Origin of the sequence: Phaeobacter sp. JH204B (assembly GCF_048055755.1) — a bacterium.
GTDB lineage: Bacteria > Pseudomonadota > Alphaproteobacteria > Rhodobacterales > Rhodobacteraceae > Phaeobacter > Phaeobacter bryozoorum.
Genome location: NZ_JAYMXF010000033.1, coordinates 1 through 21807, shown reverse-complemented (window position 1 = coordinate 21807; position 21807 = coordinate 1). Strand labels below are relative to the sequence as shown.

At 59.7% G+C, this 21807-nt stretch carries 22 protein-coding genes; 13 read left to right on the top strand and 9 right to left on the bottom strand.

Annotated elements, in window-relative coordinates; genetic code table 11:
* Positions 1–116: 116 nt before the first annotated feature.
* A complete protein-coding gene (locus VXL81_RS18420) occupies positions 117–1802 on the bottom strand; it encodes an acyl-CoA dehydrogenase family protein (protein ID WP_416555550.1) in 1686 nt (561 codons plus the stop codon).
* 146 nt (positions 1803–1948) lie between these two features.
* Here VXL81_RS18420 and VXL81_RS18415 point away from each other — a divergent pair, with 146 nt between their 5' ends.
* Together VXL81_RS18415 and VXL81_RS18410 are read left to right on the top strand one after the other, a co-directional pair.
* The gene (locus tag VXL81_RS18415) at positions 1949–2737 is read left to right on the top strand and encodes a sulfite exporter TauE/SafE family protein (protein ID WP_416555548.1); all 789 of its coding nucleotides are present in this window, start codon (positions 1949–1951) and stop codon (positions 2735–2737) included.
* Between the two features lie 57 nt (positions 2738–2794).
* Positions 2795–3694, top strand: coding sequence for a cation diffusion facilitator family transporter (locus VXL81_RS18410; protein ID WP_416555546.1), 900 nt, complete (start codon positions 2795–2797; stop codon positions 3692–3694).
* A gap of 70 nt (positions 3695–3764) precedes the next feature.
* On the opposite strand, the gene VXL81_RS18405 is transcribed toward VXL81_RS18410, so the two are convergent.
* Positions 3765–5363, bottom strand: coding sequence for a phosphoenolpyruvate carboxykinase (locus tag VXL81_RS18405; RefSeq protein WP_340546553.1), 1599 nt, complete (start codon positions 5361–5363; stop codon positions 3765–3767).
* A 348-nt stretch (positions 5364–5711) separates the two neighbouring features.
* Here VXL81_RS18405 and VXL81_RS18400 point away from each other — a divergent pair, with 348 nt between their 5' ends.
* Genes VXL81_RS18400 through VXL81_RS18370 form a run of 7 tightly spaced genes read left to right on the top strand, consistent with a single transcriptional unit; the run spans position 5712 to position 11095 of the window.
* Positions 5712–6413 (top strand): response regulator transcription factor, encoded by a 702-nt coding sequence (locus tag VXL81_RS18400; protein WP_340546554.1) that lies wholly within the window; start codon positions 5712–5714, stop codon positions 6411–6413.
* A gap of 33 nt (positions 6414–6446) precedes the next feature.
* Positions 6447–8159 carry a sensor histidine kinase gene (locus tag VXL81_RS18395; protein ID WP_340546555.1) on the top strand — a complete coding sequence of 571 codons (1713 nt, stop codon included), beginning with the start codon at positions 6447–6449 and terminating at the stop codon, positions 8157–8159.
* Positions 8160–8162: 3 nt separating this feature from the next.
* A complete protein-coding gene (locus tag VXL81_RS18390) occupies positions 8163–8600 on the top strand; it encodes an HPr kinase/phosphorylase (RefSeq protein ID WP_340546556.1) in 438 nt (145 codons plus the stop codon).
* Positions 8593–9483, top strand: a complete 891-nt coding sequence (gene rapZ / locus VXL81_RS18385) for an RNase adapter RapZ (protein ID WP_416540988.1) — start codon at positions 8593–8595, stop codon at positions 9481–9483. The genes VXL81_RS18390 and rapZ overlap by 8 nt, the downstream gene beginning before the upstream one ends.
* Positions 9484–9492: 9 nt before the next feature.
* Positions 9493–9900, top strand: a complete 408-nt coding sequence (locus VXL81_RS18380; RefSeq protein ID WP_340546558.1) for a PTS sugar transporter subunit IIA — start codon at positions 9493–9495, stop codon at positions 9898–9900.
* Positions 9901–10170 (top strand): HPr family phosphocarrier protein, encoded by a 270-nt coding sequence (locus VXL81_RS18375; protein WP_340546559.1) that lies wholly within the window; start codon positions 9901–9903, stop codon positions 10168–10170. It begins immediately after the preceding gene.
* A 34-nt stretch (positions 10171–10204) separates the two neighbouring features.
* Positions 10205–11095 carry a lysophospholipid acyltransferase family protein gene (locus VXL81_RS18370; protein WP_416534634.1) on the top strand — a complete coding sequence of 297 codons (891 nt, stop codon included), beginning with the start codon at positions 10205–10207 and terminating at the stop codon, positions 11093–11095.
* A 120-nt stretch (positions 11096–11215) separates the two neighbouring features.
* Here VXL81_RS18370 and VXL81_RS18365 read toward each other — a convergent pair whose 3' ends face one another.
* Positions 11216–12091, bottom strand: coding sequence for a 3-hydroxybutyryl-CoA dehydrogenase (locus VXL81_RS18365; protein WP_340546561.1), 876 nt, complete (start codon positions 12089–12091; stop codon positions 11216–11218).
* Between the two features lie 155 nt (positions 12092–12246).
* On the opposite strand from VXL81_RS18365, the gene VXL81_RS18360 reads away from it, so the two are divergent.
* Positions 12247–13068, top strand: a complete 822-nt coding sequence (locus tag VXL81_RS18360; protein WP_340546562.1) for a DUF6473 family protein — start codon at positions 12247–12249, stop codon at positions 13066–13068.
* A 79-nt stretch (positions 13069–13147) separates the two neighbouring features.
* On the opposite strand, the gene VXL81_RS18355 is transcribed toward VXL81_RS18360, so the two are convergent.
* The 6 genes from VXL81_RS18355 to VXL81_RS18330 form a co-directional block, all read right to left on the bottom strand.
* Positions 13148–14074, bottom strand: a complete 927-nt coding sequence (locus VXL81_RS18355) for an electron transfer flavoprotein subunit alpha/FixB family protein (protein ID WP_416555544.1) — start codon at positions 14072–14074, stop codon at positions 13148–13150.
* Complete coding sequence (locus VXL81_RS18350) at positions 14074–14832, bottom strand: electron transfer flavoprotein subunit beta/FixA family protein (protein ID WP_340546564.1); 759 nt, start codon at positions 14830–14832, stop codon at positions 14074–14076. Before VXL81_RS18350 ends, VXL81_RS18355 begins: the two co-directional genes overlap by 1 nt.
* Positions 14833–15142: 310 nt before the next feature.
* Positions 15143–15715, bottom strand: a complete 573-nt coding sequence (locus VXL81_RS18345; protein ID WP_340546565.1) for a cob(I)yrinic acid a,c-diamide adenosyltransferase — start codon at positions 15713–15715, stop codon at positions 15143–15145.
* Between the two features lie 3 nt (positions 15716–15718).
* Positions 15719–15925 carry a twin transmembrane helix small protein gene (locus VXL81_RS18340; protein WP_040176068.1) on the bottom strand — a complete coding sequence of 69 codons (207 nt, stop codon included), beginning with the start codon at positions 15923–15925 and terminating at the stop codon, positions 15719–15721.
* Between the two features lie 66 nt (positions 15926–15991).
* Positions 15992–16822 carry an SDR family NAD(P)-dependent oxidoreductase gene (locus VXL81_RS18335; protein ID WP_340546566.1) on the bottom strand — a complete coding sequence of 277 codons (831 nt, stop codon included), beginning with the start codon at positions 16820–16822 and terminating at the stop codon, positions 15992–15994.
* Between the two features lie 33 nt (positions 16823–16855).
* Complete coding sequence (locus VXL81_RS18330) at positions 16856–17569, bottom strand: SH3 domain-containing protein (protein WP_340546567.1); 714 nt, start codon at positions 17567–17569, stop codon at positions 16856–16858.
* Positions 17570–17882: 313 nt separating this feature from the next.
* Between VXL81_RS18330 and VXL81_RS18325 the strand changes: the two genes are divergently transcribed.
* The 3 genes from VXL81_RS18325 to VXL81_RS18315 form a co-directional block, all read left to right on the top strand.
* On the top strand, positions 17883–20231 hold the full coding sequence (locus VXL81_RS18325; RefSeq protein ID WP_340546568.1) for a DNA topoisomerase IV subunit A: 2349 nt from the start codon (positions 17883–17885) through the stop codon (positions 20229–20231).
* A 128-nt stretch (positions 20232–20359) separates the two neighbouring features.
* Entirely contained in the window at positions 20360–20971 is a 612-nt protein-coding gene (locus VXL81_RS18320; RefSeq protein WP_416555542.1) for a hypothetical protein, read from the top strand.
* 276 nt (positions 20972–21247) lie between these two features.
* Positions 21248–21807: GTP-binding protein (locus VXL81_RS18315; RefSeq protein WP_416552717.1), on the top strand; the 560-nt coding region annotated here is incomplete at its 3' end.

Sequence of the window (21807 nt, the reverse complement as noted above, 5' to 3'; positions counted from 1 at the left end):
CGCACGCTACTCGATGAGGGGGCGAGGTCAACCAACCAGGGAGGCGCAAAGATAAAAAAGACCCGGCGCGAAACGCACCGGGTCAGAGGAGTGTCCAGGGGAGTTAATGACTGAACTCAGGCCAAGAGGCGTCTCGCGATGACTTGCGCCTGAATTTCTGCAGCGCCTTCAAAGATGTTGAGAATGCGGGCATCGCAGAGCACGCGGCTGATCTTGTATTCCAAGGCAAACCCATTGCCTCCGTGGATCTGCAGGCCGTTGTCGGCAGCCGCCCAGGCAACACGTGCGCCAAGCAGTTTTGCCATGCCCGCCTCTAGGTCACAGCGATGGCCGTTGTCCTTTTCCCAGGCGGAGAAATAGGTTAGCTGACGCGCGATCATGATCTCTACCGCCATCATCGCCAGCTTCGATGCCACACGCGGGAAGGCGATCAGCGGCTTGCCGAACTGCTTGCGGTCCTGGGCATATTGCATAGCGATATCGAGAGCCGATTGCGCAACACCGATGGCGCGGGCTGCGGTCTGGATACGGGCGGATTCAAACGTTTCCATCAGCTGTTTGAAACCTTTGCCCTCTTCACCACCGAGGAGGTTCTCACGCTTCACGTGAAACCCGTCAAAGCCCAGCTCGTATTCCTTCATGCCGCGATAGCCCAGAACCTCGATCTCGCCACCGGTCATACCGTCGGTTGGGAACGGGTTTTCATCGGTGCCCGGTGTTTTTTCCGCAAGGAACATCGACAGGCCACGGTGATCTGTGCTGTCGGGGTCGGTCCGCGCGAGGAGGGTCATCACATGGGTCCGGGCGGCATGGGTGATCCATGTCTTGTTGCCGGTGATCTTGTAGTCGCCATTGTCATCCTTCACCGCGCGGGTGCGAAGAGATCCAAGATCAGAGCCTGTATTCGGCTCGGTGAATACCGCCGTCGGCAGGATTTCCGCGCTGGCAATCTTGGGCAGCCAATTGGCTTTCTGTTCTTCAGTGCCGCCTGCGATGATCAGCTCGGCGGCAATCTCGGAGCGGGTGCCAAGGCTGCCAACACCGATATAGCCGCGCGACAGCTCTTCGGAGACAACACACATCGACGCCTTGGAGAGACCAAAGCCGCCGTATTCTTCGGGGATGGTCAGACCAAAGACGCCCATCTCGGCCAGTTCCTCGATGATCTCCATCGGAATCAGCTCATCCTTCAGATGCCAGTCATGGGCGTTTGGCTCGACCTTTTCGACCGCGTAGCGACGGAACTGGTCGCGGATCATCTCCAGTTCTTCGTCCAGACCCGAGGCGCCGAACATCACCGATCCGGCCTGTTCCTGCATCAGCTCAACCAGCCGGACGCGCGCTGCCTGCGTGTTGCCGCTGTCACAGAGCGTCATGACAGCAGGAGCCATCAGCATCCGCTGGCTCTCTTGCGACAGGCCCAGATCCTGCAAACGCAGGATTTCGCCCTGGTTCATCTGGATGCCGCCGTAGATCTGCCAGAGGTATTCGCCAAAACCGATTTGTAGCAGCAGGTGCTCCATCTCGCCAAACTTGCCATTTGAGTGCAGGTCGCTGGCCCAGCGGTGCATCTGGCGCAGGCTGTAGGCGTAGGTCGCGAGCCAGGCGAGGCCATGGGCGGCGGTCTGGTTGGCCTCGACCAACGCGCCAGAGACCCGGCCGCCTTCGCTGACCTGATCGCGGACGGTGCTACGGGCCGCCTCCAGCAGCTGGTCAACCGGTTCCAGCGCAGCAGCGGTCAGCGCCAGCAAATCAGGAATAAGCGTTGGTTGCATTTGCGGGTCCTGTCCGTCGTGGGCCATGAATCACATCCTTTTCAGCTGGCTCAGTGGTAAATCATTTTGCAGTTGCAGCGCAACAAAAATACCCTGCGGCATTATGATTGGATCAAAAATTACGTAACGATTTTGTGCGCGCGGCGATGGAAACCTGTGCTAAGGGTTTGATCATGTCCGATAATTCGATCCTTACCGTTTTCCTCTCTGCGGGTCTTACCTTGGAAAACTTGATCTTTGCGTTTGCGATTGCAGCACTTGCCGGCACGGTCAAGGGGATGGTTGGTTTTGCCATGCCGATGATCCTTGTTTCAGGACTTAGCCTGTTCTTACCGCCCGATATTGCGCTTGCCGGATTGATCCTGCCCACGCTGGTGACCAATGGGATGCAGGCCCTGCGGCAAGGGGTAATGGCGGCCTGGGAGTCGATTCGGCGGTTCAGGATCTTTCTGCTTGTGGGTTTGATCTTTCTGCTGGGCAGTGCGCAGCTGGTCCGCGTATTGCCACAGGACGTCATGCTGATCCTGATAGGCGGGCCGGTCACCCTGTTTGCTTTGTTGCAGCTGTTTGGGATTCCAATCCCCATTTCCAGCGCCACACCGCGTATTGAGGCAACGGTCGCTGCTGTCGCCGGCTTCATCGGTGGTTTCTCCGGTATCTGGGGGCCGCCCACGGTGGCCTATCTGACGGCGCTTGGAACCGAAAAGCGCGAGCAGATGCGGGTACAGGGAGTCATTTACGGGCTGGGCGCCGTGGCGCTGCTGGTGGCGCATATCGGGTCCGGTGTCATGAGGGCCGAGACCGCGCCCTTTTCAATGTTGCTGATCCCTCCGGCGATTCTGGGAATGTGGATCGGCGGACGGTTGCAGGATCGGATCAATCAGGTCACCTTTCGGCGGGTAACTTTGGTTGTATTGCTGCTGGCGGGGGCAAATCTGCTGCGGCGGGGCCTCATCTCATAGGCTCTAACACCATCACTAGAGCCTGTATGATCCGAACGGGCAGACGAAGGACGGCATATGGTGAAGGGATTTGGCGCGGAACGGTTGGCCACTGCATCTATTGTCGTTGCGCTGCTGGTGCTGGTGCTGAAGGCGCTGGCCTGGTGGATGACCGGATCAATTGCCCTGTTTTCCGATGCGATGGAGTCTCTGGTCAATATCGGTGGTGCTATCATGGCGTGGTTCGCGGTTCGCTACGCCAATCGCCCGCCTGATGCTGGTCACCCCTTTGGCCATCACAAGGCCGAGTATTTCTCGGCGGTGCTGGAAGGGATCATGATTATCGTCGCGGCCCTACTGATCCTGCATGAGGCGATAGAGGCGCTGCGCACCCCGGCGCCATTGGTGTGGAGCCCGTTGGGGCTGCTGGTGAATGCCGGGGCGATGCTGGTCAATCTCTGGTGGGCGCGGGTTCTGATCGGGCGTGGTACGGCCTTGGCCTCGCCTGCCTTATCTGCCGGTGGGCGCCACCTGATGAGCGACGTCTGGACCTCTGCCGGGGTTCTTTGCGGCCTTGGTCTTGCGCTTGCGACAGGCTGGCCATGGCTGGATCCGCTTCTGGCGCTGCTTGTGGCAGTCAATATCCTGCGCGAAGGGTACCGCGTCGTAGCCAGTTCTGTTGGCGGGTTGATGGATCAGGCCGCGCCATCCCACGAACGCGAGGAGATTGCCGAGATCATCCACCGGACCGCGCAGGGTGCCTTGCAGGTGCACGGTCTAAAAACCCGGCGCGCCGGGCAGGCGGTTTTTGTCGAGTTCCATATGGTTGTCGCAGGCGAGATGACCGTGCAGGCGTCGCACGCGATCTGTGATCGTATCGAAGAGGCGATCCGCGTCTCCCTGCCTACAGCGCAGGTTACGATCCACGTGGAACCGGAACACAAACTGGAAGATGGCGGGATCAAACCGGGTCAGTAGATCGGTCATTGCTAGACACGAAAAAGCCCCGGCCATGGACCGGGGCTTTTCTGATCTGACTGTGGTCGGCTTAGCTGATCGCGGCTGCCTTCACATCATCGTCGATGTAGGGCAGGTACTGCTCGAAGTTGTCGGAGAACATCTGAACCAGCTTCGCAGCCTGCGCGTCATATGCGGCCTGATCGTCCCAGGTCCGGCGCGGATCCAGCAGAACCTCGGCCACGCCCGGAACGGTCACAGGTACGTCAAAGCCAAAGTTGCCATCCTTGCGGAACTCAGCCTCGGCCAGCGAACCATCCAGGGCGGCGGTCAGCAGAGCGCGGGTTGCGCGGATCGGCATCCGTGAACCGATACCATAGGCGCCGCCGGTCCAGCCGGTGTTTACCAGCCAGCAGGTGGCGCCGTGCTGGGCGATCTTCTCACGCAGCAGGTTGCCGTAAACCTCCGGGCGGCGCGGCATGAAGGGCGCGCCAAAGCAGGTGGAGAAGGTCGGCTCCGGCTCGGTCACGCCGCGCTCGGTGCCCGCCACCTTGGAGGTGAAGCCGGACAGGAAGTGGTACATCGCCTGCGCTGGGGTCAGCCGCGCGATCGGAGGCAGCACTCCGAAGGCATCGCAGGTCAGCATGATGATATTCTTCGGGTGGCCGCCGCGGGCGCTTTCCGAGGCGTTGGAGATATAGTGCAGCGGGTAGGCGCAGCGCATATTGGCCGTCAGGCTGTCGTCGTTGAAATCCAGCTTCTTGGTCTCCGGGTCGAACACCATGTTCTCGATCACGGTGCCGAACTTGGAAGTAGTGGCGTAGATTTCCGGCTCTGCCTCGGCATTCAGGTTGATGGTCTTGGCATAGCAGCCGCCTTCAAAGTTGAAGGTGCCGTTGTCGGCCCAGCCATGTTCATCGTCGCCGATCAGCACCCGGTCAGGATCCGCGGAGAGGGTGGTCTTGCCGGTGCCGGAGAGGCCAAAGAACACGGCGGTGTCCACAGGGTTGCCCTTGGCGTGGTTGGCGGAGCAGTGCATCGGCATGATGCCTTTTTCCGGCAGCAGGTAGTTCAGCAGCGAGAAGACGGATTTCTTGTTCTCACCGGCATATTCCGTACCGCCAATCAGGATCATCTTGCGATCGAAGTTCATCGCAATCACCGTCTCACTGCGACAGTTGTGGCGCTCAGGGTTCGCCTGGAAGCTCGGGCAGTTGATCACGGTGAAGTCGGCGATGAAATCATCCAGATCCTCACGATCCGGGCGGCGCAACATGGTGCGGATGAACAGCCCGTGCCAGGCCAGTTCGGTGACCATGCGCACATTGATCGCATGGACAGGGTCGGCCCCGCCGACCAGATCTTGCACGTAATAATCTTTGCCCTGCATATGGACGAGCATGTCCTCGTAGAGCGCATCAAAGCCCTCTGGGCTCATCTCGGCGTTGTTTTCCCACCAGATGGTATCAGCGACGCTGTCGGTTTTCACCACGTGCTTGTCCTTGGGGGAGCGGCCGGTGAACTTGCCGGTGGTCACCAGGAAGGCGCCGCCGTTGCCAAGAGTACCTTCGTCGCGCTTCAGAGCTGCCTCGATCAGAGCTGGCTCCATGAGGTTGTAATAGACGTTCCCCAGTCCTTCGATACCTTGATCTTCGAGGCGGAATTGCGGGTTAACCCGTCCAGATGCCATGTGTTCTTTCTCCTGTGTCGACCATTGAAGGCCGCAAACAATAAAAGCCGCGCCCTGGGGCAGAGATCGGCACAACCGGCCGATGTGGGTGGTCTTAACATGAGGTTTTACTGGCTGAACAGAACGGTTTGACGCAGTTAGCGCCATCAAGGCGATGTTTAGCGCAACCATTTTTTTTAAAGACAATTTGCGAGGGTAGATGCCGGAATGTTCAGCGCCTGCTAAGGTATTTTTGTCTCAATTGAGGCGAAACTGTGTCGAGATTCCTCAATTGGCATTGATTCGCCGAGGTAGAACGGCGATGAACGTCTAAAAAACGCAAAAAAGAGCAGATTAGGGGCCAATCAGATGTCTAAGATTGCTTTAGTCGATGATGATCGGAATATCCTGACTTCGGTCTCGATGACCCTTGAGGCTGAAGGCTTCGAGGTTGAGACCTATAATGACGGGCAGGCTGCGTTGGACGCGTTCAACAAGAAGCTGCCCGATATGGCCGTCCTTGATATCAAGATGCCACGGATGGACGGCATGGACCTGTTGCAGCGACTGCGCCAGAAGACCCAGATGCCGGTGATCTTCCTCACCTCCAAGGATGATGAGATTGACGAGGTTCTGGGCCTGCGCATGGGCGCTGATGACTACGTCAAGAAACCGTTTTCGCAGCGGCTGCTGGTCGAACGCATCCGCGCATTGCTCCGCCGTCAGGAGGCGATCAGCGGCGATGCAGTGGCCACCACCACCGAAAACAAGGTGATGGAGCGTGGCAACCTGCGGATGGATCCCCTACGCCATTCTGTCAGCTGGAAGGGGCAGGATGTATCGCTCACGGTGACTGAATTCCTGCTCCTGCAGGCACTGGCACAGCGACCGGGTTTCGTCAAAAGCCGCGACCAGCTGATGGATGTCGCCTATGACGATCAGGTCTATGTGGACGACCGGACCATCGACAGCCACATCAAACGCTTGCGCAAGAAAATGCGCAATGCGGACCCTGAATTCTCGGCGATTGAGACGCTTTATGGTATCGGGTACCGTTACAATGAAGAGTAAGCCCTGCTCAGGGTCAGGCGGAGTACAACGCCGATGCGCGATTCTGGCATAACCCGTCCACGGCGGGATAGTGATGTTGTTCTGGGCGATGATTGGGTCGCGCCGGAGCAGAACGTCGCGCGTGAACTTCAGGACCGGCGGGCCCGTCGCGGCGTCCTGACGCTGCGGGCGTCGCCGCTCACACGCAGGATCATCACGCTGAACCTTATTGCGCTGATCATTCTGGTGTCGGGTATCCTCTATCTCAATTCCTCGCGTCAGAGCCTTGTGCTTCAGCGCGCAGGTGCCCTGGCGGCCGAAGCGATGCTGATCTCGGATGTGTTTGAGGCACAGCTGCCTGAACTGGGCACCGTGAGCCTTGCGGTCGGCGACGGGATAGATCCGGTAACGACCCTTCAGAACATCAGCCTGCGGGCCGGTGCGGAAGTGTTTGTCTTTGACACAGCAGGGACGCTGATTGCCCAGACCAAGGGGATCGAACAGGGCGGCGCGCTGGACCTTCTCAATGACGCCAGCCCATCAGCAACCCTGATCAGCGATGCTCTGGCGGCTGTTTGGTCCTTTGTGGGCGGACTGTTGAAGTCGGACACGCCGGAGACCCCCGCCCAGCCTCTTGAGGACCAGCTGCGCGCTATGGTGCAACAGGCGCTGGTAGGCGGGACAGAGGTAAAGGCCGTTGTTGATACCAGCGGCGGTACGGTCTTCTCCGCTGCCACGCCGATCCTGTTTCAGGGAGAAGCGATCGGCGTTGTCACGCTGGCCTCACCAACCGGCGAAATCGACGCATTGGTTCGCGGCGAGCAGGAGCGCGTCCTGCAGATGTTTGTGGTCGCGCTGGTCGTATCCATCGGGTTGAGCCTGGTGCTGGCCTCCACGATCGCAAACCCGCTCGCAGACCTCGCAGAAGCCGCAGAGCTGGGTCGCGATGGCGACTCCCGAAAATCAAAGCCTGGGCGCATTCGCATTCCCGATCTGAGCGCCCGCCCGGATGAAATTGGCCGTCTCAGCCGCGCCCTGCGTGGTATGGTCAAGGCGCTCTATAATCGCATCGACAGCAATGAACAGTTTGCCGCAGATGTGGCTCATGAGATCAAGAATCCGCTGGCCAGCCTGCAATCGGCGGTCGGTACGCTACGGATGGTCAAACGCGAAGATCAGCGTGACAAGCTGCTGGATGTCATCGAACACGACGTGCGGCGTCTGGACCGGTTGGTCAGCGATATCTCCAATGCCTCGCGGCTGGACGCTGAGCTGGTGAAAGAGGAGGAGGAGAGCTTTGATCTCCTCCATATGCTTGGCAACCTCAATCAATTCCTTGGCGAGGATGCGCGCGGCAAGGGGATCGACTACATCACCGACCTGCCAAAGACACCGATAACAATTCAGGGGCTGGAGGCCCGGCTGGCGCAGGTCTTCGTCAACCTGATCACCAACGCGATTTCCTTCTGCGAGGACGGCGATGCCATCCGCGTCTGGGCGCGCCGTCGCGACAACCGCGTTCTGGTCGTGGTTGAAGATACCGGTCCCGGCATCCCCGATCAGGCCCTGAGCAAGGTGTTCAAACGCTTCTATTCACAACGGCCCGTTGAGCATTTTGGCAATAACTCGGGCCTTGGTCTGGCGATTTCCAAACAGATCGTCGAAGCACACGGTGGTGTGATCTGGGCCGAGAATATCCGCCCGACCGAAGCTGACATCACCTCGGAACCTCTGGGGGCTCGGTTTGTCGTCGGCCTCCCGGTCTGACCCATGGCTGCGACGCCGACCTGTCGGCTTCACGCCAGCTGTGTCGCGGTGGCGGGGCAGGGTCTGTTGATCACGGGCGGCTCCGGCAGTGGAAAATCGACACTGGCCCTGCAAATGATGGCGCTCGGGGCGGAACTGATCGCGGATGATCAGGTGATCATAACTGCCAGCGATGACGCTCTGGTGGTCAGCGCGCCGGAACCATTGCGCAATATGATCGAGGCGCGCGGGTTGGGCCTGCTGTTCGCCCGGGCAGCAGACCAGGCGCATTTGGCCGGTGTCGTCGATCTGGATCATGTTGAAACCGAACGCCTGCCGCCCCAGATTGAAACCACGATCCTCAACCGGCCAATCCGCCAGCTGCGTCGTGTCGACGGCCCGCATTTCGCCCCTGCGCTGCTGCAGTTTCTCAAACACGGAGCCTTGAATCCCGATGCCTGACCCGGATGCTGTCCCTGATCCAACGGCGGTGCCGATCGTTCTGGTGACAGGCCCGTCCGGTGCCGGGCGCACCACGGCCATCAACGTGCTGGAGGACCTCGGTTTTGAGGCGATTGACAATCTGCCTTTGCGCCTGCTGCCCGGTCTGGTGGAGACCAACAGCCTGACCCGACCGATGGCGCTGGGTCTGGACAGTCGCAACCGGGATTTCTCCCCCGCCGCCTTGCTTGATGTTATCGACATGCTGGCTGCGCGCCGGGATCTGCATCTGACCGTGCTCTACCTAGATGCCGACCCCGATGTCCTGCTGCGACGCTACTCGGAGACCCGGCGCCGACATCCGCTTGCCCCGGCCGAGGATCCTGAGGTCGGGGTGCTTCGCGAGATTGATCTGATGCTGCCGATCCGCGACCGTTCCGACCTGTTGCTTGATACCTCGGAGATGAACATCCACCAGCTGAAGGCGGATATCGAACGCCGCTTTGCCCCCGAAGGGCGGGCGCTGGCGGTTTCCTTGCAGAGCTTTTCCTACAAACGCGGCGTGCCACGCAGCATTGATATGGTGTTCGACTGCCGGTTCCTGCGCAATCCCTATTGGGAGAAAGACTTGCGAAGCCTAGACGGGAGGGATCCGAAGGTGCAGAGCTATGTTAAGGAGGACAGCCGCTATCAGCCGTTCTTTGACCGGGTGCTTGATCTGATCCGCTTGCTGTTGCCTGCGTATCGAGAAGAGGGTAAATCGCATCTCTCTATAGCATTTGGATGCACCGGAGGGCAGCACCGCTCGGTCACGATGGCAGAAACCCTGGCCAAGGACCTTGCGGAAAACGGGCAGCAGGTGTCAATTAGACACCGCGAGCTGCACGGCCAGCGACAGAAGTGAGGGACCGGCTTGATCGGAATCGTGATCGTTGCACATGGGGGGCTGGCCAGAGAATATCTGGCCGCCGTGGAACATGTTGTGGGTCCTCAGGTCTGCCTGGAGGCGATCAGCATAGGCCCAGAAGACGACCGGGATGAGAAGCAGCGCGAGATCTGCCGTGCTGCCGATGCCGTCGATAGCGGCGGCGGTGTTGTTGTGGTCACGGACCTGTTTGGCGGTTCTCCGTCGAACCTCAGCCTTTTGGCCTGTACGCCACCAGATCGCCGGATCCTCTACGGGGCCAATCTGCCGATGCTCATCAAACTGGCAAAATCCCGCCATCTGCCTGTTGCGGATGCGGTCAGGCATGCCATGGAGGCGGGCCGCAAGTACATTAACGCCCAAAATATCAACCCCGAAGGGGAGCAAGCGCACTAAATGGTTCGTAAAACGCTGAAAATCGTCAATGAAAAAGGACTGCACGCGCGCGCCTCAGCGAAGCTGGTCGAGGTGGTCGAGGGCTTTGATGCCACGGCCGAAGTCTCGCGGGACGGGCTGTCGGCCTCCGGGGACAGCATCATGGGGCTTTTGATGTTGGCAGCCTCAAAAGGAACGACTATTGACATCGAGACCTCGGGCCCGGATGCAGAGGCGCTTGCCTCGGCGTTGGACACGCTTGTTGCTGACAAGTTCGGCGAAGGCTACTGAGGCTCATTCAAAGCTACGGAACAGGACAAGGCACTTGGCGGATACTGCGCATGATCGCGACGCTGGCGCGACGCCAGGGACCGAAGAGACCGGCGAGATCTATGACCGCCGGACTCTCACCTATGCCAATTCCTTTGACGACCGCTGGACGTCTTTTGCGATCCGCGCCATCGAATGGTGCACGGGCAAGCTGACGATCCTCAGGATGGTGCGCCGGTTCGAGCGCAGCAACGCCGAATACCGGGGCCAGAAATTTTGGCGCGGTGCCCTCAATGTCATGGGAATCGATCTGGAAACACCGCAGGAGCAAATCCTGCGCATCCCGCGAGAGGGGCCGGTGGTGGTGGTTGCAAATCACCCGCATGGGATGGTCGATGGGATGATCTTTGCGGATCTCATTGGCAGGGTGCGTCAGGATTATCGCATCCTGACCCGCTCCGTGCTGACCGGCCTGGACGAGGCGGCAACCTCTTTTATGATCCCGGTCCCGTTTCCCCATGACCCCGAAGCACAAAGCAAGATGGTCGAAATGCGGGCCAAAACGATGGCACATCTGAAAGAGGGGGGCGTGGTCGCGCTGTTTCCCTCCGGTGTGGTGATGTCCTCGGACAGCTGGTTCGGCCCCGCAATCGAGCGGGAATGGAACGTGTTCACCGCCCAGCTCATTCGCCGCTCCGGCGCGCGTGTGGTGCCCATCTTTTTTCCGGGCAGCAATTCTCGCTGGTACCAGATCGCCAATCAGGTCTCGCCGATCCTGCGGCAGGGGTTGTTGCTGCATGAGATCGTGCGATCCTGCAACAAGCCGCAGAGCCCGGTTGTCGGTGAACCCCTTAGCGATGCGCAGATGGAAAAGCTGCAGAGCGATCCGCGCGGCTTTATGGCTTGGCTGCGCGAACATACGCTGTCGCTCGGCAAGCAGGGCTAGAGCCGCCGCGCGTCATCTTCTGGCTGGAAATATCCCGGGGGATGAGCAGGCTTCCCGGAAACCGTCTGGCAGACGGTTTCGCCTGCGAAGGGGGCAGCGCCCCCTTTCTGAGATATCCGCCTATCGCGTCGGCACTGGGATCTCGCCCCGGTAATCATAGAACCCGCGTTGCGTTTTCCGGCCCAACCAGCCTGCTTCGACATATTTCGTCAGCAGCGGGCAGGGGCGGTATTTGGTGTCCGCCAGGCCATCATGCAGTACATTCATGATGGCAAGACAGGTATCCAGACCGATGAAATCAGCCAGCTCCAATGGTCCCATCGGATGATTGGCGCCCAGCTTCATCGACTCATCAATGGATTTCACGGATCCCACGCCTTCATACAGGGTGTAGACCGCCTCATTGATCATCGGCATCAGGATCCGATTGACGATAAAGGCGGGGAAATCCTCCGCGCTTGCTGCGGTCTTGCCCAGTTTTTCCACCACCGCGTGACAGGCCGAGAAAGTGGCTTCATCTGTGGCGATGCCGCGGATCAGTTCGACCAGCTGCATGACCGGCACCGGGTTCATGAAGTGAAACCCCATGAAGCGCTCCGGTCGGTCGGTCCGGCTGGCCAGTCGGGTGATCGAGATCGACGAGGTGTTGGAGGTGAGAATCGTGTGCGGCAGCAGATGCGGCAGCAGATCCTCGAAAATGGCCTGCTTCACCGTTTCGCGTTCTGTCGCCGCTTCGATGACCAGATCAGTCTTGCCGACATCCGCCAGCGTTAGCGTTGTCGAAATGCGCCCTAGTGCAGCGTCAACATCCGCCTGCTCAATCTTGCCCTTGCTGGCCTGCCGGGTCAGGTTCTTCTTCACCGCATTCACGGCACTGTCCAAGGCCTGTTGGCTTATGTCATTCAAAACAACATCATAGCCTGCCAGCGCCATCACATGTGCGATGCCATTGCCCATCTGGCCTGCACCAATCACGCCTATTTTCTGGATGTCCATCGCTCATGCCTCTTGGGAGTTTTCCGGCGGATCATACTGGCGGGTTCGTGGGCGGCACAAGGCCGATTGGCCGGGTTTTTAGGCAAAGTTGAGCATTAGCAATTCGTCAACGGATCTCGGATTAAGTGAGTCTCGGGTGAAATTTGGTGGGTATTATGAGCTATGAACTCAAGAGCGCGACAGCGCTTGCGGGCGAGCCTTGCAGCTATGCGGGCTCGAAATTATTGGTCCGCGGGCCGGCGCGTAATCTGACTGAACCATATTTGGCATTTATCGGCGGCACAGAGGTCTTTGGACGCTTTGTCGAACGTCCCTTCGTGGCCGAAGCAGAAACGATTCTACAGCGCCCCTGCGTAAACCTTGGCAGCGTGAATGCCGGGGTCGACAGCTTTTTGAGCGATCCGGATATTCTGGATATTGCCCGCAAGGCCGAAGCATCTCTTGTCCAGGTGCTGGGGGCACAGAATATCTCCAACGGCTATTACAAGGTTCATCCCCGGCGCAATGACAGGTTCTTATGCGCTCATGAGCCGCTGCGGGATCTGTATCCGGAAATGGATTTCACGGAGTATCACTTTAACAAGCACCTGCTGAGCGCGCTCCGATCTTGTTGCAGAACCCGTTACGAAACCGTTCGCGATCATCTGCAAGAGACCTGGGTTGACCGTATGGGAGAGCTGATCGCGGCGCTTAATGGGGAGGTGACCTTGCTCTGGATCCATTACGACGTCGATCATCAGGCCCTGTTTGGGCATGAGCCTGCGCTGGTTGACCGGCCGATGGTGGATGCACTGCGTGCGCGTGTGCTCGGGGTTGTTGAGATCCCTGTCCATACCGCGCGGGATGCCGCAGACATTGACGGCATGTTCTACGGACAGCTTGATCTGCCGTCGGCCCAGCGAATGGTCGGCCCGAAGGAGCATGTTAGAATTGCGGCGCAGGTGGCGCAGTATCTGCAGCCCCGCCTCAGGAACTGATCGCGACCCGAAAGGTTGTTGGAAACAAAAAAAGCCCGCGACAGATGTCGCGGGCTTTTCACATGTTTACGCGATGCGCTTACAGTTTTTCGATCAGCTCGGGTACGGCCTGGAACAGGTCGGCCACCAGGCCGTAATCGGCAACCTGGAAGATCGGAGCCTCTTCGTCCTTGTTGATCGCAACGATGATCTTGGAGTCCTTCATGCCTGCCAGGTGCTGAATTGCGCCGGAGATCCCAACCGCAACATAAAGCTCAGGCGCCACGACCTTGCCGGTTTGACCCACCTGCCAGTCGTTCGGTGCATAGCCCGAATCCACGGCCGCACGGGAGGCGCCAACCGCCGCACCCAGCTTGTCGGCCAGGTTTTCGATCAGTTTGAAGTCCTCTTCGGACCCAACACCACGACCACCGGACACAACAACACCGGCCGAGGTCAGCTCGGGGCGATCGCTGGCGGCGACTTTGTCCTCGACCCACTCGGACAGGCCGGGGTTTTGGGCAGCGGAAATGGTGTCAACGGAGGCGGAGCCGCCGTCACCAGCCGCGTCGAAGGTGGATGTCCGGAACGAGATCACCTTTTTGGCGTCGCGCGACTTTACGGTCTGAACCGCGTTGCCTGCGTAGATCGGACGCTCGAATGTGTCGCCATCGACAACACCGGATACGTCCGAAATGACCATCACGTCCAGCAGGGCTGCAACGCGGGGCAGGACGTTTTTGGCGTCAGTGGTCGCAGGCGCCACGATGTGCTCATAGTCGGATGCCAGCGAGGCGATCAGCGCAGCAGTCGGTTCCGCCAGACGGTGGCCGAGCGAGGCGTCTTCAGCAACCAGAACCTTCGACACACCTGCAATCTTGGCGGCTTCTGCACCGGCTGCTGCCGCAGAGGCGCCAGCGGCCAGAACGGTCACGTCGCCCAGCTTGCTTGCCGCGGTCACGGCTTTTGCGGTTGCGTCCAGCGCCAGGGCGCCATCGGTCACTTCGGCAAGGAGAAGAACAGCCATTACACAGCCCCCGCTTCTTTGAGTTTACCGACCAACTCATCCACGGAGCCCACGATGATGCCTGCGGCACGGGCTGCGGGTTCGGTGGTGGAGATGATTTCCAGACGCGGGGAGACATCGACGCCGTAGTCGGCGGCGGTTTTCTCGTCCAGCGGCTTCTTCTTGGCCTTCATGATGTTCGGCAGCGAAGCGTAACGCGGCTCGTTCAGGCGCAGGTCAACGGTGACGATGGCGGGCATCTTCACTTTGATGGTCTGCAGACCGCCGTCCACTTCGCGGGTCACAACGGCGCTATCGCCATCGATGTCCAGCTCAGAGGCAAAGGTGCCCTGCGACCAGCCCAGAAGCGCCGACAGCATCTGACCGGTGGCATTCATGTCGTTGTCGATCGCCTGCTTGCCTGCCAGAACCAGGCCGGGCTGCTCTTCCTCGACCACTTTGGCGAGGATTTTGGCAACGGCCAGCGGCTCGATGTCGGTATGCACGTCATCTGCTGCAACAACCAGGATCGCGCGGTCGGCACCCATGGCGAGCGCGGTCCGCAGGGTTTCCTGCGCCTGCTTCACACCGATGGAGACAACGACGATCTCATCAGCTTTGCCGGCTTCCTTGAGGCGGATCGCCTCTTCGACGGCGATTTCGTCAAACGGGTTCATCGACATTTTGACGTTGGCGAGATCGACACCGCTGCCGTCCGCTTTGACGCGGACCTTCACGTTGTAGTCAATCACGCGCTTGACAGGCACAAGTACCTTCATTTTGCGTTCTCTCCTTAACAAACGGTAAGCCGCCGGGGCGACTCTCCTCCATGCTCTCGCGATGTTGATAGCGGCTTAGATTGCGCCGCAACAGGGCAAAATCGTCACGTTACCGCCCTCCGACGTCGCGTCTGACGGTTTGCATCAGCAGTTTTGCAGGAATGTTTCGCCGATAATGCTGCACTGCCGCAGCGGCAGCTATACCGGTGCTTGATCTCGATGGGACAGGTTGCCGCAGCGCTATGCGATCACCGACCAGCTCTGCCACGCGCCGCTCGGCCGGGCGCGTGGGGTATTGTCATTGCGGCGCTTACCGATTGGCGCCGGGCACCCAGAGCACATCGCGCGCGCCGTTGTCATTGGCAGCACGCGACGCAACAAAGAACCAGTCGGACAGCCGGTTGAGATATTTCACCGCTGCCGGATTGATGTCCTCCTGCGTGGCAAGCTCGGTTGCCAGACGTTCGGCGCGGCGCGCCACGGTACGACATACATGGAGATGTGCGGAGAGAGCTGCGCCGCCGGGCAGCACAAAGCTGCGCAGAGGCGCGAGATTGGCGTTCATGACATCAATTTCCGCCTCCAGACGCGCAACCTGTGCATCGGCAACACGCAGTGGCGGGTATTCGGCATTGGCATCTTTGTCCATTTCAGGTCGGCAGAGGTCCGCGCCCAGGTCAAACAGGTCATTCTGGATACGCGCCAGCGCCGCGTCCATCTCACCATCGGCCTCCAGTCGCGCCACACCGACAAAGGCATTCAGCTCGTCCGAGGTGCCATAGGCATTGACCCGCGCGGAATGTTTGGCAACGCGGTCTCCATTGCCAAGAGCGGTGTCGCCCTTGTCGCCGGTACGGGTGTAGATCTTGTTCAATACGACCATGATTTACTGACCTCCCTGAGCGCGAAGATAGACATATCCGAGTATGAACACCACGGCGAGGAACTGAAACAGGATGCGCAGGCGCATCATCTTGTTGGCATTTCTGGCATTGAAGGCGCCGCCGGCGCCGAACCCACCAATGCCGATTACCAGCACGATGACGGTTGCGGCGATCGCAGCAATCGCCAGGATGTAGAGCGGATCGCCCATCTTCTCAATTCCTTGTTTCTTGCCGCGACAGCCGCTGCCTTCATGGCAGGGCCCGCCGCGCATCAGCTATCTAAGCCGCGCGAGGATACGGTCAATCGCGCGTGTGGTCAGGATGCGTTTTAGCACACCTCCGATATGGGTCGGCACGGTGACATAGTAACGCGGACGTGGCCGTCGGCTCTCGCAGGCATGGATCAGTTTGGCCGTGACTGAGGATGCCGGGAGTTCGAATCTGTCTGGTCCATTGCTTTCATAGAGCCGCTTCAGAAGGCTGGCCTCATAGCGGTCGCGCAGGGCAGAGTTCTCCCAATCGACGTATTTCTCGAAATGGGGAATGGCCTTTTCGCGGATCTTCGACGTCACAGGGCCGGGCTCGATCAGAATGACCTTGATGCCGCTGTCGCGCAGCTCAACCCGCATGGTATCGGTCAGCCCTTCGATAGCGTGTTTGGTCGCCACATAGGCGCCGCGCCAGGGGAAGCTCACAAAACCGAGGATCGAGGAATTCTGCACGATCCGCCCGTGCCCCTGTGCGCGCATCACCGGGATGACGTTGCGGGTCAGCTCGTGCCAGCCAAAGACATTGCTTTCAAAGATGCTGCGCAGCCCTTCAGTCGAGACGTCCTCAACAGCGCCGGGCAGCCCGTGCGCACCATTGTTGAACAATACGTCCAGCGTGCCGCCGGTGCGCTCCAGAACTTCTGCCAGACCGCTGCGCAGACTTTCTGCATCTGTGTAATCCATCAGCGGGCTGACAAATCCCTGCGCGCGCAGCCTGTCGCAGTCGACCGGTTTGCGGCAGGAGGCAAACACGGTCCAGCCACGTTCGCGCATACCATGCGCAGCATCCAGGCCGATCCCGGAGGAACAGCCTGTGATCAGGATCGTTTTTTGCATAAAACCCCTCGCGCGGTCACCTGTACCGGCGCTTTATGGGCGTTTCTTGCTCACCAGGGAAGCCGCAATCCAGCCAACCTTGCCGTCTTTTACGGTGCGCAGGTGCAGCCAGCCGGTGCCAATGTCCTCAACAACCGTGACTTTCTCGCCGTTGCTGAGCCGATCCAGGATCGGGTAAACCGTGCCGGGGCCTGTCCGCATGTTGACGCGGGTTGCAGTGATGGTGCGGATGTCTTCTGCGGGTTCGGCCGGGTTCAATTCGGCGGCATCCGCTTCGAGCGCGGCCTGAATCAGGGGTTGCCCAGACAGCCCATCCGACAGCGAGGCCAGCTGCACCGTTGCCGTATCGCCCGAACCCGGTATCCGCGCAGAGGCGGGCGCCGCAGCCTGGGCTACGGAAAATGCAGCGTCACTGTTGCTCAGCCCCTCACCAACGGCGGCGATCTGCGCCATCGCGACACGCGAACGCAGATTGGGGTCTGCGGAGGGGCGCGGCGATTTTGCGTTCATTGAGGTTGTAGCTGCGGTCTGTGGCACGCGCAGGGCCACCTTGCTGACCAGCGATTCTGCGGTCACCGCGGTGCGGCGCGCTGCGGTGTCGCTGGTGTCGACATCACTGCCAAAAGCAGCCTTGGCGATGTCGATGGCAGCAGAGGGGCCTTTGGGCGGCTCAAAATCAGCGCCGCCACTGGCTTCGTAAAAACCCCAGCCCAAAAACAGAAATGATGCGATAACAAAGCGTGACATATACAAATCCCCCCCAGGATCAGCCTGAAAACCTGTGCAAATTCATGATTATCGAGCATTCGCTCGGCTGCAGGTAATACGCACCCGCTGCACAGATTGTTCCGGCTTAACTTAGATCTTACAGCAGTTTTTCGAGTCGTAGTAGGGGAGAGGTGGCGACTTTCTCCCCCAAGCCAGCTTTGTCGGTCGTACGGGAGGTGGTCGGGCGACGGGCAGGCCCTGCCGGTTGTGGCCGGGTCGATATATGGGGGTAACTCCGCATTTTCGCACGGCCCCGCTTTACCAAGACCGGAGGGGGCAGTATCACCAGAGCATGACCGACCTGGTAGATGATCAAGACACCCCCGATTCCCCCGCAACCGGAGAAATACTGGAGCCGCTGCGCCGTGCGATTGGCGAGCGGTACCTGACTTATGCTCTCAGCACCATCATGCACCGGGCGCTGCCCGATGCCCGCGATGGCCTGAAACCGGTGCACCGCCGCATTCTCTACGCGATGAGCCGCCTGCGTCTCACCTCGACGGGCGGCTTTTTGAAATCGGCCAAGATCTCCGGCGACACCATGGGTGATTTCCATCCCCACGGCGACGCGGCGATCTACGACGCGATGGCGCGTCTGGCGCAGGATTTCAACGTCCGCTATCCGCTGGTCGACGGGCAGGGCAACTTTGGCAATATCGACGGCGATAACCCTGCGGCCTCTCGTTACACCGAGGCACGGATGACCTTTGTAGCCGAGGCGATGCTGGACGGGCTGAGCGAGAACGCCGTTGATTTCCGTGACAATTACGACGGGCGTTTGACCGAACCGGTTGTTTTGCCCGCAACCTTCCCGAATATCCTGGCCAATGGTGCGGCCGGTATCGCGGTGGGCATGGCGACCAATATCCCGCCGCATAATATCGGCGAACTGATCGATGCCTGCCTGCATCTGATCAAGACCCCGGATGCCCGTGATGATACGCTGTTGAACTACGTGCCGGGACCGGACTTTCCGACCGGCGGCGTGATTGTCGAGCCACGCGAAAATATCGCCAAGGCCTATAACACCGGGCGCGGATCCTTCCGTCTGCGCTGTACCCATGAGGTTGAGGATCTGGGCCGTGGCCAGTGGCAGATCGTCATTACCGAAATCCCCTATCAGGTCCAGAAATCCAAGCTGATCGAAAAGATCGCCGAGCTGATCCAGACCAAGAAGATTCCGATCCTGGCCGATGTTCGGGACGAATCAGCCGAGGATATCCGCATCATTCTTGAGCCGAAGTCCAAGAATGTGGATCCCGAAGTGCTGATGAACATGATGTTCCGCAATTCGGATCTGGAAATCCGCTTCAGCCTGAACATGAACGTGCTGATCGACGGCGTGACCCCCAAGGTCTGTTCGATGAAGGAGGTGCTGCGCGCCTTCCTTGATCATCGTCGCGACGTGTTGCAGCGCCGGTCGCAGCACCGGATGGACAAGATTGATCACCGGCTCGAGGTTCTGGAAGGGTTCATTATCGCCTTCCTCAATCTGGATCGCGTGATTGATATCATCCGTTATGACGATGATCCCAAGGCCGCGTTGATGCGCGAGAACTGGGCGCTGGATCACCCGCGCGCCTATACCGAAGCCGATTATATCTCGCCCGCCGCCGGGCCTGGAGAGTTGAGCGAAGTCCAGGCCGAAGCGATCCTGAACATGCGGTTGCGCAGCCTGCGTCGCCTGGAAGAGATCGAACTGGTGCGCGAACGCGATGCCCTACAGGAAGAACGCGCCGGTCTGGTCGAATTGCTGGCCTCCGAGGAGCTCCAGTGGAGCCGCATCGCCGAACAGCTGAAGGACACCAAGAAGCAGTTTGGCAAATCCTATGAGGGTGGTCCGCGTCGCACCCGCTTTGCCGAGGCGGGCGAAGTCGAAGATGTGCCGCTCGAAGCGATGATCGACCGCGAACCGATCACCGTGGTCTGCTCGCAGATGGGCTGGATCCGCGCCATGACCGGCCACATCGACCTGGGCCGGGAATTGAAGTTCAAGGATGGCGATGGCCCTCGCTTCATCTTCCATGCCGAAACCACGGACCGGCTTCTGGTCTTTGCGTCCAACGGGCGGTTTTATACGATTTCCGCGTCCAACCTGCCCGGCGGGCGCGGCATGGGTGAACCTCTGCGCCTGATGGTGGATCTGCCGAATGAGGTCGAGATTGTCGATATTCTGATCCACAATCCAGACGGTCGCCTGCTGGTCGCCTCGGATGCGGGCAACGGCTTTATCTGCGCCGAGAAAGATATCGTTGCCCAGACACGCGGCGGCAAGCAGGTGCTGAACGTCAAGGATGACGACCGTGCTAAGATCTGCATCCCCGTGATTGGCGATCACGTTGCAGTGGTGTCTGAGAATGGCAAATTCCTAGTCTTCGCGGTTGAGGAGATGCCCGAGCTGTCCCGTGGCAAGGGCGTGCGGTTGCAGAAATACAATATGGCCCGTGGCAAGCAGGGGTCGCTGGAGCTGGATGGCGGTTTGAGCGATGTCACCACGTTCAACTGGGATGACGGTCTCAGCTGGGAAATGGGCGGTGGCAAGACCCGTCATGAAACCGATCTGGGCCAGTGGTTGGGCAAGCGCGCAGGTGTCGGCAAACGGCCGCCCTACGGGTTCCCGCGCAACTACAAGTTCAAATAGGATCAGATGTGGCTGCCCTGCACCTGTGACCTCAGCGCCACCCGGTGGAACCGTAGGGCCATGACGGCTTTACCGGTTCCGTACCGGGCGGCTATCTGGGGGTGTCTTCTAACTGAAATGAGACTGCTATGATCCGGATCTTTACCCTCCTGGCCGCCATGGTCGCTGTCGCCGCCTGTACCGCCGCTGCGCCGGACGAACCGCTGGAGGAACTCGGGAACTTCAGGCTGGGTCATAACATCGTCATCGCATCCAAGGTTCAGATGGTGCCGGGGTCGCGGAAAGTCTCAAAAGAGGAATGGGTCGATATCCTCACCAATGAGGTCAATGCCCGCTTCAGCCAGTATCAGGGCGACAAGATCTATCATTTCGGGATCAGCGTTGAAGGGTATTTTGTCGCCCCCGGCGGCGTACCCCTCGTGCTCAGCCCGAAATCGGTTCTGGCGGTCAATGTGACCGTTTGGGACGACGCCGCAGGTGCCAAACTGAACAAGGTCGTCAAGAAATTCACCGTCTTTGAGACAACAACGGCAGACAGTTTCCTGGTGGGATCCGGTCATGCCCGGACCCGCGAAGAACAGATGCGGGGACTGGCGCGCAACGCCGTGGGCCAGATCGAGGATTGGCTGGTCGAGCAGCGCAAGGAAGAGGGCTGGTTCGGGCCCGAACAGACCTCCGGACAGGTTGACCAACCGCGCACCACCGGGGTGACAGAACCACCGGTAGCCGCGGCGGGCTGATTCCGCCTCACGCGCGCGGTGGATCCAGATCCGTTTCCGCCAGGCTCTGACCGGTCAGACCCCTGACACCGACATGGCCGATCATGCCCGATGCAATGAACCCTGTTGCCATTCCCCTGTGGCGGCAACTCTGTGGCCTGTGGTTCATGATCTGGCGGTGATTTGCGACAGGACGCACAGGAACGGGTTGATTTTCACCTATAAACCAAATAAGCCGCGCGCGCAGAGGAAATTCGGGTCGGGTTTCGACCCCCAATTCAAAAGGGCGCCTACAGAATGGCTAAGGAAAAGTTTGAACGTACAAAACCGCACGTCAACATCGGCACCATCGGCCACGTTGACCACGGCAAGACCACGCTGACCGCAGCGATCACCAAGTATTTCGGTGACTTCAAAGCCTACGACCAGATCGACGGCGCACCTGAAGAGAAAGCCCGCGGCATCACCATCTCGACCGCGCACGTGGAATATGAGACCGAAGGCCGTCACTACGCCCACGTCGACTGCCCCGGCCACGCCGACTATGTGAAAAACATGATCACCGGTGCGGCGCAGATGGACGGCGCGATCCTGGTTGTGAACGCTGCTGACGGCCCGATGCCGCAGACCCGCGAGCACATCCTGCTGGGCCGCCAGGTTGGCATCCCGAAGATGGTCGTGTTCATGAACAAAGTGGACCAGGTCGACGACGAAGAGCTCCTGGAGCTGGTCGAGATGGAAATCCGCGAACTGCTGTCTTCCTACGACTACCCGGGCGACGATATCCCGATCATCGCAGGGTCCGCTTTGGCGGCGATGGAAGGCCGTGACGACGCGATCGGCGCCGACAAGATCAA